The organism is Bradyrhizobium sp. ORS 285 (assembly GCF_900176205.1).
Lineage (GTDB): Bacteria > Pseudomonadota > Alphaproteobacteria > Rhizobiales > Xanthobacteraceae > Bradyrhizobium.
Window position 1 is genome coordinate 6,017,519 of the sequence record NZ_LT859959.1, and the last position, 15,390, is coordinate 6,032,908.

The 15,390-nt window shown below is 65.4% G+C and carries 20 protein-coding genes; 12 read left to right on the top strand and 8 right to left on the bottom strand.

What is annotated here, in order from left to right; translation table 11 throughout:
- Positions 1-241: 241 nt before the first annotated feature.
- A complete protein-coding gene (locus BRAD285_RS27065; protein ID WP_006611502.1) occupies positions 242-1,321 on the bottom strand; it encodes a branched-chain amino acid aminotransferase in 1,080 nt (359 codons plus the stop codon).
- Positions 1,322-1,668: 347 nt separating this feature from the next.
- On the opposite strand from BRAD285_RS27065, the gene BRAD285_RS27070 reads away from it, so the two are divergent.
- The 3 genes from BRAD285_RS27070 to BRAD285_RS27080 all read left to right on the top strand — a co-directional run bounded on the left by BRAD285_RS27070 (position 1,669) and on the right by BRAD285_RS27080 (position 4,629).
- Positions 1,669-2,217 carry a MarR family winged helix-turn-helix transcriptional regulator gene (locus BRAD285_RS27070; RefSeq protein ID WP_035646014.1) on the top strand — a complete coding sequence of 183 codons (549 nt, stop codon included), beginning with the start codon at positions 1,669-1,671 and terminating at the stop codon, positions 2,215-2,217.
- Positions 2,214-2,945 carry a response regulator gene (locus BRAD285_RS27075; RefSeq protein WP_006611504.1) on the top strand — a complete coding sequence of 244 codons (732 nt, stop codon included), beginning with the start codon at positions 2,214-2,216 and terminating at the stop codon, positions 2,943-2,945. The genes BRAD285_RS27070 and BRAD285_RS27075 overlap by 4 nt, the downstream gene beginning before the upstream one ends.
- Before the next feature lie 295 nt (positions 2,946-3,240).
- Positions 3,241-4,629, top strand: a complete 1,389-nt coding sequence (locus BRAD285_RS27080; protein ID WP_006611505.1) for an ATP-binding protein — start codon at positions 3,241-3,243, stop codon at positions 4,627-4,629.
- Between the two features lie 134 nt (positions 4,630-4,763).
- On the opposite strand, the gene BRAD285_RS27085 is transcribed toward BRAD285_RS27080, so the two are convergent.
- Entirely contained in the window at positions 4,764-5,312 is a 549-nt protein-coding gene (locus BRAD285_RS27085) for a DUF3617 family protein (protein ID WP_006612986.1), read from the bottom strand.
- A gap of 83 nt (positions 5,313-5,395) precedes the next feature.
- Entirely contained in the window at positions 5,396-5,701 is a 306-nt protein-coding gene (locus BRAD285_RS27090) for a hypothetical protein (RefSeq protein WP_006612987.1), read from the bottom strand.
- Positions 5,702-5,869: 168 nt separating this feature from the next.
- Here BRAD285_RS27090 and BRAD285_RS27095 point away from each other — a divergent pair, with 168 nt between their 5' ends.
- The 4 genes from BRAD285_RS27095 (at position 5,870) to BRAD285_RS27110 (ending at position 8,706) form a co-directional block, all read left to right on the top strand.
- Positions 5,870-6,334, top strand: a complete 465-nt coding sequence (locus tag BRAD285_RS27095; RefSeq protein WP_006612988.1) for a hypothetical protein — start codon at positions 5,870-5,872, stop codon at positions 6,332-6,334.
- A 140-nt stretch (positions 6,335-6,474) separates the two neighbouring features.
- Positions 6,475-7,179, top strand: coding sequence for a ribonuclease T2 (locus BRAD285_RS27100; RefSeq protein WP_006612989.1), 705 nt, complete (start codon positions 6,475-6,477; stop codon positions 7,177-7,179).
- 198 nt (positions 7,180-7,377) lie between these two features.
- Positions 7,378-8,238, top strand: coding sequence for a 23S rRNA (adenine(2030)-N(6))-methyltransferase RlmJ (locus BRAD285_RS27105; RefSeq protein WP_006612990.1), 861 nt, complete (start codon positions 7,378-7,380; stop codon positions 8,236-8,238).
- A gap of 252 nt (positions 8,239-8,490) precedes the next feature.
- Positions 8,491-8,706, top strand: a complete 216-nt coding sequence (locus tag BRAD285_RS27110) for a cold-shock protein (RefSeq protein ID WP_006612991.1) — start codon at positions 8,491-8,493, stop codon at positions 8,704-8,706.
- 258 nt (positions 8,707-8,964) lie between these two features.
- On the opposite strand, the gene BRAD285_RS27115 is transcribed toward BRAD285_RS27110, so the two are convergent.
- Positions 8,965-9,600: an outer membrane protein gene (locus BRAD285_RS27115; RefSeq protein WP_006612992.1), complete on the bottom strand. Its 636-nt coding sequence runs from the start codon at positions 9,598-9,600 to the stop codon at positions 8,965-8,967.
- Between the two features lie 253 nt (positions 9,601-9,853).
- Between BRAD285_RS27115 and uvrC the strand changes: the two genes are divergently transcribed.
- On the top strand, positions 9,854-11,917 hold the full coding sequence (gene uvrC / locus BRAD285_RS27120) for an excinuclease ABC subunit UvrC (protein WP_006612993.1): 2,064 nt from the start codon (positions 9,854-9,856) through the stop codon (positions 11,915-11,917).
- A 28-nt stretch (positions 11,918-11,945) separates the two neighbouring features.
- Here the strand turns inward: uvrC and BRAD285_RS27125 are convergent, their stop codons facing one another.
- Genes BRAD285_RS27125 through BRAD285_RS27140 form a run of 4 tightly spaced genes read right to left on the bottom strand, consistent with a single transcriptional unit; the run spans position 11,946 to position 13,285 of the window.
- Positions 11,946-12,362, bottom strand: coding sequence for a CopD family protein (locus BRAD285_RS27125; RefSeq protein WP_006612994.1), 417 nt, complete (start codon positions 12,360-12,362; stop codon positions 11,946-11,948).
- A complete protein-coding gene (locus BRAD285_RS27130; protein WP_244563564.1) occupies positions 12,359-12,688 on the bottom strand; it encodes a DUF3817 domain-containing protein in 330 nt (109 codons plus the stop codon). Before BRAD285_RS27130 ends, BRAD285_RS27125 begins: the two co-directional genes overlap by 4 nt.
- Positions 12,688-12,951, bottom strand: a complete 264-nt coding sequence (locus BRAD285_RS27135) for a hypothetical protein (protein ID WP_006612996.1) — start codon at positions 12,949-12,951, stop codon at positions 12,688-12,690. Before BRAD285_RS27135 ends, BRAD285_RS27130 begins: the two co-directional genes overlap by 1 nt.
- Positions 12,944-13,285, bottom strand: a complete 342-nt coding sequence (locus BRAD285_RS27140) for a metalloregulator ArsR/SmtB family transcription factor (RefSeq protein WP_006612997.1) — start codon at positions 13,283-13,285, stop codon at positions 12,944-12,946. The genes BRAD285_RS27135 and BRAD285_RS27140 overlap by 8 nt, the downstream gene beginning before the upstream one ends.
- Positions 13,286-13,436: 151 nt before the next feature.
- Between BRAD285_RS27140 and BRAD285_RS27145 the strand changes: the two genes are divergently transcribed.
- From BRAD285_RS27145 to BRAD285_RS27160, 4 genes are all read left to right on the top strand, one after another.
- Positions 13,437-13,772, top strand: a complete 336-nt coding sequence (locus BRAD285_RS27145; RefSeq protein ID WP_006612998.1) for a GIY-YIG nuclease family protein — start codon at positions 13,437-13,439, stop codon at positions 13,770-13,772.
- 249 nt (positions 13,773-14,021) lie between these two features.
- Positions 14,022-14,639 carry a CDP-diacylglycerol--glycerol-3-phosphate 3-phosphatidyltransferase gene (pgsA, locus tag BRAD285_RS27150; RefSeq protein ID WP_035647124.1) on the top strand — a complete coding sequence of 206 codons (618 nt, stop codon included), beginning with the start codon at positions 14,022-14,024 and terminating at the stop codon, positions 14,637-14,639.
- Positions 14,636-14,887 (top strand): molybdopterin converting factor subunit 1, encoded by a 252-nt coding sequence (gene moaD, locus BRAD285_RS27155; RefSeq protein ID WP_006613000.1) that lies wholly within the window; start codon positions 14,636-14,638, stop codon positions 14,885-14,887. Before pgsA ends, moaD begins: the two co-directional genes overlap by 4 nt.
- Before the next feature lie 36 nt (positions 14,888-14,923).
- Entirely contained in the window at positions 14,924-15,388 is a 465-nt protein-coding gene (locus BRAD285_RS27160) for a molybdenum cofactor biosynthesis protein MoaE (protein WP_006613001.1), read from the top strand.
- Positions 15,389-15,390: the final 2 nt, after the last annotated feature.

The window sequence follows — 15,390 nt, forward strand, 5'->3', positions numbered from 1 at the left end:
GCGACCACGCATCATATTGGTCACTCATGCCCAATGAGAGGCAGGATGTTTGCTCACCGGCGGTGGGCGCCCCTCCCCCTTGCGGGGAGGGGTTGGGGGTGGGGGTCCCAGCAAAGACTGCCCGTGTGGACCCCCACCCCCGACCCCTCCCCGCAAGGGGGAGGGGAGTCGACCGTCATCGCGGCTCGACGGTGCCCAGAAATTTACCTAAGGGCGCCCTGCCCCTACTTCACTACAGCCCCTACTTCACATCTCTGATCCACTGGTGCGGGTCCGGGGTGCGGCCGTATTGGATGTCCACCAGCTGCTTGCGCAGGCCCATGGCGACCGGGCCGGCGTCGCCGCCGTTGATCAGCACGTCGCCGCTGACCGAGCGCACCTTGCCGATCGGCGAGATCACCGCGGCGGTGCCGCAGGCGAACGCCTCTTTCAACTTGCCGCTCTTGGCATCCGCGCGCCACTGGTCGATCGAATAGGCCTCCTCGCGCACCTCGCGGCCGGCGTCGCGGGCCAGCTTGATGATGGAGTCGCGGGTGATGCCGGGCAGGATGGTGCCGAGCGGCGGCGTCGACAGCGAGCCGTCGTCGAACACGAAGAACACGTTCATGCCGCCGAGCTCCTCGACATAGCGGCGCTCGATCGCATCCAGGAACACGACCTGGTCGCAGCCATGCTGGATCGCCTCGGCCTGCGCCTTCAGGCTCGCAGCATAGTTGCCGCCGCATTTGACTCCACCGGTGCCGCCGACCGCGGCGCGGGTGTAGTTCTCCGAGACCCAGATCGAGACCGGGGCCGGGCCGCCCTTGAAATAGGAGCCGACCGGCGAGGCGATCACCGCGAAGATGTATTCGGCCGACGGCTTCACGCCGAGGAACACCTCGTTGGCGATCATGAACGGGCGCAGATACAGGCTGCCCTCGCCGCCCGGGATCCAGGCGCGGTCGATGCGGACGAGCTGCTCGACCGCCTCGATGAAGACGCTCTCCGGCAGCTGCGCCATCGCCATGCGCTCGGCCGAATTCCAGAACCGCTTGGCGTTGGCGTCGGGGCGGAACAGGTTCACGCCGCCATCGTCGCGCTTGTAGGCCTTCAGCCCCTCGAAGATCTCCTGCGCGTAGTGCAGGACGGCAGCCGCCGGATCGAGCGGAAAGTTGGCGCGGGACTCGACGCGCGCGCTGTGCCAGCCCTTGTCCTGGCTGTACTGGACCACGGCCATGTGATCGGTGAACACGCGGCCGAAGCCGGGGTTGGCGAGCTTGGCCGCCCGCTCCTGGTCGGAGGTCGGGTTCACCGAAGGCCTAATGTCGAATGTCAAAGTCATGTCCTTGCTTCCCCCGCTCTGATCGCCATTCGCGAGTTCTGGCGCCGACCCGTCCGATCGGGCCAGTCGGCTTTTGAATTTCGGACCTGCCGTGGGCCGGCTGTCGAGCCGGTCGCCGGGCAAGCGTGCCACCACAGGACATGCTTTTGCGCCCCGCGGAAGTCCAGTATGGTTTGCCGAAATGCCGCTCGACATCACACGGTTGTTGGATACGTCGCCAAGGGTTGCCCGTCCGGGTTGCTTTCGGCCCGTTCAGACACGTCTTGAGACGATCACCCGCCGATGAAACGATCTAAAATTTCGTGGCGGGTGATTGTTTTGTAACATTGAACCGCAGAAACGTCAATATGGCTGACATAAATTTCTCGTCTCCGACGATGAGCCCCGAGCTGCGCGCGGCTGAGCCTTCCGCGGCCGCTGGCGAGCCGCTGCGCTGGGACATCATCGAGCTGCTGTTCTTCGCCTATCGCGACTTCGTCGGCGATGCCGACCATGAGCTGGAGGCGTTCGGCTTTGGCCGCGCGCATCATCGCGTGATGCATTTCGTCACACGCTATCCCGGCCTGAAGGTCGCCGACCTGCTCGACGTCTTGCGCATCACCAAACAGTCGCTCGGCCGCGTGCTCAAGCAGCTGCTCGACGAGGGTTACATCGTGCAGAAGACCGGCAACAATGATCGCCGGCAGCGCCTTCTTTTCGCCACCCCGAAGGGCGAGGCGCTGGTGGCCAAGCTGGCCGGCCTGCAGACCAAGCGCATCGATCGCGCGCTGGAGCAGATCGGACCTGCCGGCGCCGAAAAAGTCCGCCAATTCCTGCGCGCGATGATCGATCGCGACGATCCGGACAAGGTGCTGGAAGCGATCTTCCGGACGCCCGTCACCACTGCCAAGGAGTGACCGTGACGATCACCGCCATCGCCCCGCATCAGCCGCAGACGCCGGCTGACGACGCGCCGCATCTGCTGCTCGTCGACGACGACCGCCGCATCCGCGATCTGCTGTCGCGCTTCCTGCGCGGCGAGGGCTATCGCGTCACCACGGCGGCGAGCGCGAGCGATGCACGCGCCAAGCTGACCGGCCTGCATTTCGATCTCCTGATCCTCGACGTCATGATGCCCGGCGAAAGCGGCTTCGACCTCGCCCGCTATATCCGCACGCAGTCGTCCGTGCCGATCGTGATGCTGACCGCGCGCGCGGAGCCCGAGAGCCGCATCGAGGGGCTGCAGCTCGGCGCCGACGATTACGTCGCCAAACCGTTCGAGCCGCGCGAGCTCGCGCTGCGCATCGGCAACATCCTCAAGCGCGCCGCGCCGCCGCCGGCCGAGGAAGTCATCGAGCAGATCAGCTTCGGCCCGTTCGTCTATCATCTGGCGCGCGGCGAATTGAAACAGGGCGAGGAGATCGTCCACCTCACCGATCGCGAGCGCGAGATGCTGCGCATCCTCGCCACCGCCCGCGGCGAGACCGTGCCGCGCGGCGCGCTGACCGGCAACGGCACCGTCAACGAGCGCGCCGTCGACGTCCAGATCAACCGCCTGCGCCGCAAGCTCGAGATCGACCCCGCCAACCCGCTGTTCCTGCAAGCCGTGCGCGGCATCGGCTATCGGCTGATGACCTCGGGCTGATGAGCGGGTTGATGATCCGACGCGGGCACCACGATCAATCTCTTTTTTCGCGGATGACGTTACACGCACTTCGCGCGGCACATTCGGTGCACCCTCTCCCCTTGCGGGAGAGGGTGGATCGCATGAGCGCAGCGAAATGCGAACCGGGTGAGGGGTCTGCCTCCACAGACGAGATCGCGGAGGCAGACCCCTCACCCGGTTTCGAACTTCGTTCGAAACCACCCTCTCCCACAAGGGGAGAGGGTGCACCGACGTCGCCGCGCGCGATCGTGCAACAACAAACAACTCCTTGCGCATGACCACCCTCGACACCGGCCTCACGCTGATCCGCACCGCCTCGCGCCGCGTGTCGCGGGCCAACAGCATCGTCGGCAACGCCTTCAAGGGCTGGATGCCGACCGGGCTCTACGCCCGCGCGCTGCTGATCATGATCGTGCCGATGGTGATCCTGCAGACGGTGGTCGCTGGCGTGTTCATGGAGCGGCACTGGAACACGGTGACGCGACGGCTCTCCGCCGCCGTGGTGCAGGACGTCGCCGCGCTGATCGACATCTACAAGGGCTATCCGCAGGACAAGGATCGCACGATGCTGCGCCGGATCGCGCAGCAGCGGCTCAATCTCGTCGTCGACTTCCTGCCCGCCGGCGACATGCCGCCGCCCGGTCCGAAGCCGTTCTTCAATCTGCTCGACCAGTCGCTATCGAGCCAGATCGGCCGCCAGATCAGCCGCCCCTATTGGATCGATACCGTCGGCCGCTCCAACCTGGTCGAGATCCGCATCGCGCTCGACGATGCCGTGATGCGCGTGTTCGCGCAGCGCGGCGCCGCCTACGCGTCGAACACCGACATCTTCCTGTTCTGGATGGTCGGCACATCATCGATCCTGCTGATCGTCTCGGTGCTGTTCCTGCGCAACCAGATCAAGCCCATCCTGCGGCTGGCCGACGCCGCCGAGAGTTTCGGCAAGGGCCGCGAGGTGCCGAACTTCCGGCCGCGCGGCGCGCGCGAGGTGCGGCGCGCGGCGCATGCGTTCCTGGAGATGAAGGCGCGCATCGAGCGCGCGATGGAGCAGCGCACCGCGATGCTGGCCGGTGTCAGCCACGACCTCCGCACTATCCTGACGCGCTTCAAGCTCGAGCTGGCGCTGCTCGGCGACAGCCCCGAGATCGACGCCATGCGCAAGGATGTCGACGAGATGTCGCACATGCTGGAGGATTATCTGGCGTTCGCGCGCGGCGACAATGGCGAGATCGCGCAGCCGACCGACATCTCCAACGCGCTGGAAGAGCTGCGCAGCGATGCCGAACGTAACGGCCATTCCGCGACCGTGTCGTTCCATGGCCTGCCGGTGGTCACGGTAAAGCCGCAGGCGCTGAAGCGCTGCCTCGGCAATCTCGTCTCCAACGCCGCGCGCCATGCCGATGCGATCGCCATCACCGGCCATCGCGACCACCGCTATCTCACCATCACCGTCGATGATGACGGCCCGGGCATTCCCGCCGACATGCGCGAGGAGGTGTTCAAGCCGTTCCTCCGCCTCGATGACGCCCGCAACCAGGATGAAGGCGGCACCGGCCTCGGCCTCGCCATCGCCCGCGACATCGCGCGATCCCATGGCGGCGACATCACGCTGGGTGACAGCCCGATGGGGGGACTAAGGGCGAGCGTGCGGATTCCGGTTTAGGGCGGCGTTCGCACCCATACGGCGGTGCGCCCCCTCTCCCCGTTCTTCACGGGGAGAGGGAGCGCACTGCCGTCGCGGCAGTCTGCTCGCACTTCTCTCAAGCTCCGTGCGCCACGCAGTCGTCAGCCCGCGACCTACTGCTTCACGCCCGGAATCAGGTTCTTCAGCTTGTTCATGTCCTTGACGTTCATCTTCATGCCGCCGGGCATGACGATGTCGCCGGGCTTCTGGTCGGGCTTGCAGGCGCCGAGCCACTTGGCCTCGATGGTCATCGCCGTGTCCTTGGTGCCGGCACCGGTGGCGCCGCCCGACATCTTCGATGTGGTCTTCACCGTGTAGGCGGAATTGAAGTCGCCGGTGATCTCGGCATGCGAGGTCGTGCTCATGCCGCCGAAATTGCAGACGGCATCGCTGACATAGCCCGTCGCCGTCTTCTGGATCTCCTGCTTGGAGCAGACCTGCTGCGCCATCGGCGAGGCCATGTTGTTCATGTCCTTGTCGGTGGCCTCGTCGGTGCAGTGCTGCATCGTCATGTCGGGCGTCTGGCCGCCGGACCTGACCATCTTCAGCTCCCATAGCCCCGCCTTGCGGACCGGCAGGTCCACGGCGCGGGCCTCATGGTTGGCGGCCACACTGAGAAGGCAGCAGGCCAACAGGCCGAGGGCGGTGCGGGTGCGTGTCATCAGGTTCGTTCCAGATCGTTGCGCGATGCCGGAGCGAATGCCGCCAAAAGATGGCAATTAGGAGAACGTCAGTTGATCGAACGTCAGTACAGCGTCCGCAGCGGCCGCTGCGCCGAGCCGTAGGGTACCCAGCGGCAGGCGAACGAGACATAGCCGCCGTAGCGCGCGTCGACAGCCTTGAACTTCGCGACCTTGCCGTAGGAGGCGCAATGGTCGACCGCGAGCTGGCGCGCGTCGGTGGTCTGGGCCAGCTGATAGGAAATGATGCCGCCGGTGTCGTTGCCCTTGAAGGCCGGCACCACGTCGGCCTGGGCGGCCGCGGCGGTCAGCAACGTTCCCAAGGCCACCAGGCCTGCAGTCTTCACGAATCCGGCCTTGAGCGTCCGCATTGCATTCTCCTTGCGCTGGCCTGCCATTCTAAAGGTCCTGTCCGGCCAAGAAAAGAACACCGCTCATCGGTTAACAGGACTAATCGTGGAGTGTTGCCGCGTTGCACTTGACCTCCTGTGGCCGCCGCGGCACGGTCCACGCTCCCGGATCAGCCTTTCGGACGGCCCATGCGCGACTTCAGCTCCTCGATCAAGACATTCGGCGCCGCCTGCGGCGCGTTGGTTGCCGCCCTGGTCGCGACGGCCCCGGCGCATGCCGCCAATCCGCTCGAGCTGAACTTCTGGCTGTCGGGGCCCAAATATGAAGGCCGGGTCGCCCCCTGCGAGGCAGCCATCCCGACCATCGTCAGCCGATTCCAGGAGAAGGAAAGCACCTTCTGGAATTCGTCGCTGCAGATCACCGGCGTCGCCAATGTCCATGAGATCGCCTTCCGTCCCTGGCAGTCCGACAACATTCCGCGCCGCTTCTGCACCGGCAGCGTGATGATCAGCGACGGCAAGGCGCGCACCGTCAATTTCTCGATCATCGAGGACGGCGGCTTCGCCGGTTATGACCAGGGTGTCGAATTCTGCGTCGTCGGCCTGGACCGCAACTGGGCGTTCAATCCGGCCTGCCGCGCCGCCAAGCCCTGATTCGGCAATCGCCGTTCAAGGCAGATTGGTCTGAACCCATCCTCCGAACATGCGATGTGGCTGCCTCCGGGCAGCCATTTTTGTTCTTGAAATGTTCCGAAGTGCTGGTAGGCTCCCGCCATTGTCCGGGGGAGTTCGCCATGTTCGATTGCCTGCGCCGACCTGCCGTCTTCTTTGCCAGAACGATCGTCTGCCTGACCCTGCTGATCGGCGCGCTCGCCATAAGGCCGGCCGACGCGCAGGACCGCCGCCAGAACGCGCCGGGTGCATTCGACTTTTACGTACTGTCGCTGTCCTGGTCGCCGTCGTTCTGCGCCGAGGCCGAGGAGCGCGGCGGCCGGGGCAGCCGCTCACAGCAATGCAGCGGCCGGCCCTACTCCTTCGTCGTGCACGGGCTGTGGCCGCAATATGAGACCGGCTATCCGGAATATTGCGAGCAGCCGGCGCCGCGCCTGCCGCGCAACATCATGACCTCGATGCTCGATCTGATGCCGGCGCCGGGCCTGATCTACAACGAGTGGGACAAGCACGGCACCTGCGCCGGCCTGTCGGCGAAGGCCTATTTCGAGGCGATTCGCAAAGCCCGCGCCGCCATCAAGATCCCGCCGGAATTCCTCGATCTGTCGGAAGCGAAGACGGTATCTCCGGCCGCGATCGAGGAAGCCTTCATCAAGGCCAACCCCAAGCTGACGACCTCAAGCATTGCCGTGACCTGCAATCGCACCCGGCTGAGCGAAGTGCGGATCTGCCTCTCCAAGGACCTGGAGTTCCGCAGCTGTGACGAGGTCGACCGCCAGGCCTGCCGCCGCGATGAGGTCAACATGCCGCCGGTGCGCGGCGGCTAAGCATGATCCGGAAAAGTGCGCAGCGGTTTTCCGAAAAGATCATGCGCAAACAATAACCTAAAGTGCGATGACGATTCATCCTGATCTCATCGCGCTTTAGAAGCTCCAGCGGCTCGGCCGCAGGTCCGGTTCGATCGCCGGCGGCGGACGACAACGACGGGGTACCCTTTTGGCGCGGAACGGCGTAACTCCGGCGGCATGAACTACCGACACGCCTTTCATGCCGGCGGCTTCGCCGACGTCATCAAGCACATCGTGCTGACGCGCATCCTGATCTATTTGCAGGAGAAGCCGGCGGCATTCCGGGTGATCGATACCCATGCCGGCGCCGGTCTCTATGACCTTACCGGCGACGAGGCGACGCGCAGCGGCGAGTACCTCACCGGCATCGCGCGGCTGCTACAGGCGCGTCTGTCGGACGAAGCCTATGCACTGCTTCAACCATATCTCGACGTCGTCCGATCGTTCAATCCGAAGGCCGAGCTCGTCGCCTATCCCGGCTCGCCGCTGATCGCGCGCGCGCTGCTGCGGCCGCAGGACCGCATGACCTTGTGCGAGCTGGCGCCGGTCCCGCGCAAGCAGCTGATCGATGCGCTGCGCCGCGACACGCAGGCGCGTGTCGTCGATCTCGACGGCTGGGTTGCCCTGCCCGCCTTCGTGCCGCCGAACGAGCGCCGCGGCGTGGTGCTGATCGATCCGGCGTTCGAGGCCAAGGATGAGTTCGAGCGGCTCACGGACCGTTTCGCTGCGGCCTACGCGAAATGGACAACCGGTATCTATGTGCTCTGGTATCCCGCCAAGAGCCGCCGCGCGACCGAGCAACTCGCCGAGCGCGTTGCCCAACTCGCAGCTGCGGCCAAACCGGCGGGCAAGGTGCTGCGTATCGAGTTCAGCGTTGCGCCGCAGATCGAAGGCGAGGCGCTGACCTCGACCGGGCTCCTGGTCGTGAACCCGCCCTGGACATTGCATGATGAGCTGAAGCTCATCCTGCAGGAGCTGGTCAGGCCGCTCGGCCAGGGCGGCGCAGCACGCTTCCGTCTGGAAATCCCCAAAGCTTGACACCGATACTGGTCGAAAAGCCGTAGTCAATCGGCGCGGAACCGTATTATTGTGTCTGATTGTAAGACTGGCTTTACGTTCCGCTTCCGCGAATGGTTGCGGCGGGGTGATCAAGGCCTAATAAGATCCGGCGATCCGGCGCGCCAAGCGCTGGGCGTTAAGGTGGCCAACGCTTTCCGATCAAAGTGATGTCCGGTCGGACGCTGCGCAGGGCGCGCAGTGGAGGAAGCATTGCGGGGGAGGAGTTTCCCGATGGCCATGACTGGGACAGTCAAGTTCTTCAACGGTGAGCGCGGCTACGGCTTCATCAAGCCGGATGATGGTGGACGCGATGTGTTCGTGCACATCACGGCTGTCGAGCGCGCCGGCTTGAAGGACCTGACCGAGGGACAGCGTATCAGCTTCGAGGTCGAGCCCGACAAGAAGGGCAAGGGTCCGAAAGCGGTGAACCTGGTCCTGTCGTCCTGAGGCGGGCCCGCCGGCCACGGTTCACGCGCCAGCGTGACTGTAGCAGCGGGCGCCTCGACCTCATTCGTTCGTTGGTTTTGGAAGCTACCGGCAACGCAGCCGGTCCGCGTGCGCAGCGTTTGCTGACCAGTACGTGCAGGCTGCGTTCGACGCCGCACGCCTCCAGATCGCATCGAGAATCAGAGTAAAAAAATCCCGGCCGCGCGAGCGGCCGGGAGGTTGTCGTTCGACGTTTCTTCTTCCTATCCCGTTTTGCTATCAGAACCGGAAGTTGATGCCCAAGCGCACCAATCCCGACCGATAGTCGTTCTTCGCCCCCGTGATCACGAAATTGCTGCTGTCGAGATCGACATAGAGATATTCGATCTTGGCGCTCCAGTTCTGCGTCAGCCCGACCTCGGTGCCGACGCCGAGCGTCCACCCGACCGCGGTGTGCGATTCCGACAGACCGAATGTCTCCGCACGCAGCGAGCCCAAGGCGAGGCCGCCGGTGCCGTAGAACAGGATGTTGTTGAAGGAATAGCCGGCGCGGCCGCGCAAGGTGCCGAACCAGGGGTTCGAGAACTTCCACGGCGCGAACGTGTCGTTCGCCCCCGTCAGGTTGAAGTCGCCTTCGAGACCGAACACCCAGGGACCGTTCTGCCAGTTGTAGCCCGCGGTGATGCCACCGGTCAGGCCGGACGGCTTGGTCGCGTTGTTGCCGACAGTGCCCCATTCATAGCCCAGCGTACCGCCGAGATACGGGCCAGCCCAGCTATAGGCATTGAGGGGCTGGTTCACCGTATAGGGCGCGCCGCGCCCATAGCCGAGGTCGGCCGCCTGCGCCGACACCGAGCCGAAAGCCGCTGCGCCAAACCCCGCCGCGACGGCAGCACCGACCAAGAACCTGTTCATCGCTCACTCCACGCCACTCGCCGCGACCACCCGGAGCAAGCGCCGCGCGATCGCGGCGCGGGCCGGCATGGTTACGGAACTCCGTCCTTTTTCGTGAGCATTTATCGAGAGTTTTAGGTTAAGCCGTTGTTAAGCCCGGTTAGCGGGCCATTAATGTGCTTAACGAAGCGTTACCGCCTCCTTCTCTCCCTGCCCTGTGCATGGCGCGTGCACACGCTGGCGAGACGACGCGGCAGCGCTTAATTTGTCGAACATGACCACCCACAGCTCAGATCCACCCAAGGCGCCGGCGCCTGAAAGCCGTCGTGGCGCCGCAGCCGACCTGCCGCCCGAGGCAGGCGACACGCCCGATCTCGATCCCGCGGCGCCCGCCGACGAGGACGATGAGGGACGGCTGCCCGAGCTGACCGAGGAGAGCCTGGAGCCGATCGGCGAAGGCCCACTCGCGACCGGCCATGCCGCGATCGAGAACGCGGTGCGGCTGGCGCCGACCTCGCCGGGCGTCTACCGCATGCTCAATGCGGCCCACGACGTGCTCTATGTCGGCAAGGCCAAGAACGTCAAAAAGCGATTGTCGTCCTATGCGCGCGCCAACGCGCCGCTGCCGGCGCGCATCCTGCGCATGATCGCCGCCACCGTGACCGTCGAGATCGTCTCGACCACCACGGAGACCGAGGCGCTGCTGCTGGAAGCGAACCTGATCAAGCAGCTCAAGCCGCGCTTCAACGTGCAGCTGCGCGACGACAAGTCGTTCCCCTACATCCTCATCACCGGCGACCATTGGGCGCCGCAGATCCTCAAGCACCGCGGCGCGCAGTCGCGGCCCGGTCGCTATTTCGGCCCGTTCGCCTCGGCCGGCGCGGTCAACCGCACCATCACGGCGCTACAGCGCGCCTTCCTGATCCGCTCCTGCACCGACTCGTTCTTCGAGAGCCGCAGCCGCCCCTGCCTGCTGCACCAGATCCGCCGCTGCGCCGGTCCGTGCACGCAGGAGATCGACTTCCCCGGCTATACCGAACTGGTGCGCGAGGCGACCGACTTCCTGTCGGGCCGCAGCCAGGCGGTGAAATCGCTGCTCGCAGGCGAGATGGAGAAGGCGTCCGCGGAGCTCGAATTCGAGACCGCCGCCGTCTATCGCGACCGTCTCGCCGCGCTGTCGGCCATCTCCTCGCAGCAGGGCATCAACCCGCGCACGGTCGAGGAAGCCGACGTGTTCGCCATCCACCAGGAGGGCGGCTTCTCCTGCGTCGAGGTGTTCTTCTTCCGCACCGGACAGAACTGGGGCAACCGCGCCTACTTCCCGCGCGCCGAGAAGACGTTCACACCGGAGGAGGTGCTGTCCGCCTTCCTGTCGCAGTTCTACGACGACAAGCCGCCCCCGAAACTCATCTTGCTGTCGCATGAGATCGAGGAGGCCGAGCTGCTCGCCGAGGCGCTGTGCGTCAAGGCCGGCCACAAGGTCGAGGTGTCCTGCCCGAAGCGCGGCGAGAAGAAGGATCTCGTCACGCATGCCCTGACCAATGCCCGCGAGGCGCTCGGCCGCAAGCTCGCCGACACCGCAACGCAGAGCCGGCTGTTGGAGGCGATGACGGCGACGCTCGCGCTGCCGCAGATCCCGAAGCGCATCGAGGTCTACGACAACAGCCACATTCAGGGCACCAACGCGGTCGGCGCGATGATCGTCGCCGGCCCCGATGGCTTCATGAAGAACCAGTACCGCAAGTTCAACATCAAGTCGGAAGGGCTGACGCCCGGCGACGACTACGCGATGATGAAGGAGGTGCTGCAGCGCCGCTTCAAGCGATTGGTGTCGCCGTCCGAGAAGGACCTCGCGCGCGCGGCGAAGGAGGACGACGTGCCGCAATGGCCCGATCTCGTCATCATCGACGGTGGCCGCGGCCAGCTCAATGCTGTCAGAGAGATCTTCACCGAGCTCGGCGTCAGCAACGTCGCGCTGATGTCGGTCGCCAAGGGTCCGGATCGCGACGCCGGCCGCGAGACGCTGTTCATTCCCGAGCGCGAGGCGATCAAGCTCGAGCCGCGCGACCCCGTGCTGTATTTCATCCAGCGCCTGCGCGACGAGGCACATCGTTTCGTCATCGGCTCGCACCGCAAGCTGCGCAAGAAGGACATCCGCGAAGCCGGCCTGCAGGAGATCCCGGGCATCGGCCCGTCGCGAAAGCGCGCCCTGCTGCATCATTTCGGCACCCTGAAGGAGATCGAGCGCGCCTCGATCGCCGATCTCGGCAAGGTCCCCGGCGTGAGCGCCGAGAGCGCGCGGAAGATCTTCGAGTACTTCCACAGCAATGCGAACTGACCGCCTTGCTGCGCCATCGACGCGGTGCTCAGAACGGCTTGACGACGACGAGCACGGCGATTGCGGCGGCGCTGCCGACGATCAGCGGCGGCACATGAGAGAACCAGCGCGGCACCGGCGCCTCTGAGCGCACCAGCCGCCGCAGCATTCCCGCGAGCACACCGTGCAGCGCGGAGAGCCCGGCCACGAGGCCGAGCTTGATCGTCAGCCAGAGCGAGCCGAACCATTGACCCTGCATCGCGAGTGCGAGGCCTGCGCCCCACACGACGAGCATGGCCGGCGTCGTGACCCGCCGGTCCCAGCGGCTGACCGCAGCAATCATGCCCCTGCCCGCAGCGTCCTCCTTGGCCGCATGCACGGCGATGGTCACCGCCGCGGCCAGCATCCCGCCGCTCCAGCATAGCACCGCGGCGACATGCAGCGCCTTCACCCAGAGATAGATCATGGCGCGGCCAGCCGCGTCTCGCGTCGCGCCAGAACGCCGGCATTGACGAAGCCGCCGAACGGCAGCAGTGCAGCGATCGTCATCCGGATGATCTCTGCCCGCGACCAGCCGCCGCCGGTGGCAAGCTGGATCAGCATCCAGACATAGGTCAAGAAAGCGAGGCCATGGATCGGCCCCATGATGCGGGTCGCGATCGCGACGCCGGCAAAATGTTTCAACGGCATCGCAACGAGCACCAACAGCAACAGCGTGCTGCCTTCGAGCAGCGACACAGCGCGCATCCGCTTCAGTTGCGACAGCCCCTCGGCGCGGTCCTGGGATGTCATCATTCGACCTCCTTCAGGACCTTTTCGACCTGGGCGAGCCGCAGCTCGATCTGCCCGAGACTGCTCTTGAGCGCAGCGAGCAGCTCGGCGCTCGTCTCCTGGGCCCGCACCGCCCGTTCGGTCAGCGCGCGATAGCCCTCCTCGGTGGCGACTTGCAGCCCGGCCTGCCGGACAGCGGCGGCATACTTCATCGCAAACACCAGGATGATGGTGACGAGCACGAGGATGGTGATGAGCAGAAAGATGGCGGCCTTGTCAGCCATGGGGGTCTCCTTCCGATTTGATGGAGGCGGGGACGCTCAGCGTCTGGACCGCCTCGGCGATCGAGGACGGCGTGAGCGCGATGTCGAAAGGCGCGACCTCGAAATAGTTCAGCGCCTTGCCGTCGGCAGACAGCTCCAGTCGGCTGACCACGAGCCCCGCCTGTTCGAGTTTGCGCAGATGGAGGTGCAGCAGCGGCCGGCTGATCCCGAGCTCTCGTGCGAGCTGGCTGACATAGGTGCGCCCGTTCAGACGCAGCGCGGCCAGCACCCGCAGCCGATGCGGATTGGCCAGCGCCGACAACGTGTCCAGCAGTTGGTCGCCTTGGCTCGGCATGCGCCGCTGCTCCTACCTGTCAGGATATTCTGACAGGTAGGAGCCAAGCGTCAACAGTTAGAGACACCTGCCAGTAAAATATTTCACGTCTTGCATATTTACCCGGGTAAAAATATAGACCGACCAGCCAATCGCCACGGAGCCGCACATCATGACCCCCGATCAGCGCAAGGCGGCCACCGCCGCCTACAAGGAGCGCAAGACCCCCGCCGGCATCTTCGCCGTGACCTGTGCCGCCACGGGCGAGCGCTGGATCGGCTGCGCGCCCGATCTAGAGAAAATCCAGAACCGTCTCTGGTTCACTTTGCGCCAGGGCGGCCACCGGCGCGGTGGGCTGCAGGCAGCCTGGAGCACCCATGGCGAGGCCGCGTTCAGCCTGGAGGTGATCGAGACCTTCGATGAGGAGATGCTCGCCTATGTGCGCGACCGCGTGTTCGCGGAGCGGCAGGCGCATTGGTGCGCGGTTCACCAAGCCGAGGCGATCTGACGCGGAGTCGCGCTGCTGTCATTGCACCGCAATAAGAGGGAGCGGCGCGCGCCGCCCCGGAGCGATCTCGACACTGGCGCGGGCGCGCCGGGTTGCTTAAGGAAGCGTTACCGCTCGCTTTGTAACCGGGCGGGTGAGTTCCTATCTCCCGCAAGACCTCGTTGCGAACAGCGTCATATCTGCGTCATCCTGCCCAGGCCGCGCGGCTCGGAGGTTGACGTTCGAACGGCGGCAGTATTGGTACACCGGATGAATATTGCGACCACACGCGTGCCCAGCAAGACGTCGACGTCCCTGCCGAACATCCTGACCTATACGCGCATCGCCGCGATACCGGTCGTGGTCGGCTGCATCTACGCGCAGTCCATCATGGACTATCCGCTGTGGCTGCGCTGGGTCGCGGTGGCCGTGTTCATCGCCGCAGCCATCACCGACTATCTCGACGGCTATTACGCGCGCATCTGGAACCAGCAATCGGCGTTCGGCCGCATGCTCGACCCGATCGCCGACAAGCTGCTGGTCGCCTCGTGCCTGCTGATGCTCGCCGCCGACAACAGCATCCATGGCTGGACGCTGTGGGCCGCGATCGTGATCCTGTGCCGCGAGATCCTGGTGTCGGGCCTGCGCGAATATCTCGCCGCGCTGCGCGTCAGCGTGCCCGTGACCAAGGTCGCGAAGTGGAAGACCACGATGCAGCTGATCGCGATCGGCTTCCTGCTCGCGGGCGAGGCCGGCGATCAGGTGGTTCCCGTGGTGACCATGATCGGCATCGTGCTGCTATGGGCCTCGGCGATCTTCACGATCTACACCGGCTACGACTATTTCCGCGCCGGCATCCACCACCTCATCGAGGAAGATTCGCGATGAAGGTGAAGTATTTCGCCTGGGTGCGCGAGCGCATCGGCAAGGCCGAGGAGACGATCGAGCCGCCGGCGGATGTCCGGACCGTGAGCGAGCTGATCGCCTGGCTGACCGCGCAGGGCGAAGGCTACGCCTATGCATTCGAGAAACCGAGGGTGATCCGCACGGCGATCGACCAGACCCATGTGCAGCCGGACACGGCCATCGCCGGCGCCCGCGAGATCGCGTTCTTTCCGCCGATGACCGGCGGCTGACACACGCCAGAAGACAACCGCCAAAAGACAACCGCCATGACCGCGATCGTCACCGTCCGGGTGCAGCACGAGGATTTCGACACAGCTGCCGAGATCGCGGCGCTCGGCAAGGGGCGCACCGATATCGGCGCCATCGTCAGCTTCTCCGGCCTGTGCCGCGGCAACGACCACGAGACGCCGATCTCGGCGCTGACGCTCGAGCATTATCCGGGCATGGCCGAGGCCGAGATCATGCGCCATGCCGAGCAGGCGATGGCGCGCTGGCCGCTCCAGGGCCTGACCGTGATCCACCGCTTCGGCCGTATCACACCCGGCGAGAACATCGTGCTGGTGGTGACCGCGTCGAGCCACCGCCAGGCGGCGTTCGAGGCGGCCGAGTTCCTGATGGATTATCTCAAGACCAACGCGCCGTTCTGGAAGCGCGAGGAAACCGCGGATGGCGGCAGCTGGGTCGAGGCTAGGAGCCACGACGATGCCGCCGCGGCGCGCTGGACGAAGTGAAG

Bases quoted from the DNA above. Each gene is read 5' to 3' on its own strand.
- BRAD285_RS27065 (WP_006611502.1), bottom strand. From the start codon at position 1,321: ATGACTTTGACATTCGACATTAGGCCTTCGGTGAACCCGACCTCCGAC.
- BRAD285_RS27070 (WP_035646014.1), top strand. From the start codon at position 1,669: ATGGCTGACATAAATTTCTCGTCTCCGACGATGAGCCCCGAGCTGCGC.
- BRAD285_RS27080 (WP_006611505.1), top strand. From the start codon at position 3,241: ATGACCACCCTCGACACCGGCCTCACGCTGATCCGCACCGCCTCGCGC.
- BRAD285_RS27085 (WP_006612986.1), bottom strand. From the start codon at position 5,312: ATGACACGCACCCGCACCGCCCTCGGCCTGTTGGCCTGCTGCCTTCTC.
- BRAD285_RS27090 (WP_006612987.1), bottom strand. From the start codon at position 5,701: ATGCGGACGCTCAAGGCCGGATTCGTGAAGACTGCAGGCCTGGTGGCC.
- BRAD285_RS27095 (WP_006612988.1), top strand. From the start codon at position 5,870: ATGCGCGACTTCAGCTCCTCGATCAAGACATTCGGCGCCGCCTGCGGC.
- BRAD285_RS27100 (WP_006612989.1), top strand. From the start codon at position 6,475: ATGTTCGATTGCCTGCGCCGACCTGCCGTCTTCTTTGCCAGAACGATC.
- BRAD285_RS27105 (WP_006612990.1), top strand. From the start codon at position 7,378: ATGAACTACCGACACGCCTTTCATGCCGGCGGCTTCGCCGACGTCATC.
- BRAD285_RS27110 (WP_006612991.1), top strand. From the start codon at position 8,491: ATGGCCATGACTGGGACAGTCAAGTTCTTCAACGGTGAGCGCGGCTAC.
- BRAD285_RS27115 (WP_006612992.1), bottom strand. From the start codon at position 9,600: ATGAACAGGTTCTTGGTCGGTGCTGCCGTCGCGGCGGGGTTTGGCGCA.
- uvrC (WP_006612993.1), top strand. From the start codon at position 9,854: ATGACCACCCACAGCTCAGATCCACCCAAGGCGCCGGCGCCTGAAAGC.
- BRAD285_RS27125 (WP_006612994.1), bottom strand. From the start codon at position 12,362: ATGATCTATCTCTGGGTGAAGGCGCTGCATGTCGCCGCGGTGCTATGC.
- BRAD285_RS27130 (WP_244563564.1), bottom strand. From the start codon at position 12,688: ATGACATCCCAGGACCGCGCCGAGGGGCTGTCGCAACTGAAGCGGATG.
- BRAD285_RS27135 (WP_006612996.1), bottom strand. From the start codon at position 12,951: ATGGCTGACAAGGCCGCCATCTTTCTGCTCATCACCATCCTCGTGCTC.
- BRAD285_RS27140 (WP_006612997.1), bottom strand. From the start codon at position 13,285: ATGCCGAGCCAAGGCGACCAACTGCTGGACACGTTGTCGGCGCTGGCC.
- BRAD285_RS27145 (WP_006612998.1), top strand. From the start codon at position 13,437: ATGACCCCCGATCAGCGCAAGGCGGCCACCGCCGCCTACAAGGAGCGC.
- pgsA (WP_035647124.1), top strand. From the start codon at position 14,022: ATGAATATTGCGACCACACGCGTGCCCAGCAAGACGTCGACGTCCCTG.
- moaD (WP_006613000.1), top strand. From the start codon at position 14,636: ATGAAGGTGAAGTATTTCGCCTGGGTGCGCGAGCGCATCGGCAAGGCC.
- BRAD285_RS27160 (WP_006613001.1), top strand. From the start codon at position 14,924: ATGACCGCGATCGTCACCGTCCGGGTGCAGCACGAGGATTTCGACACA.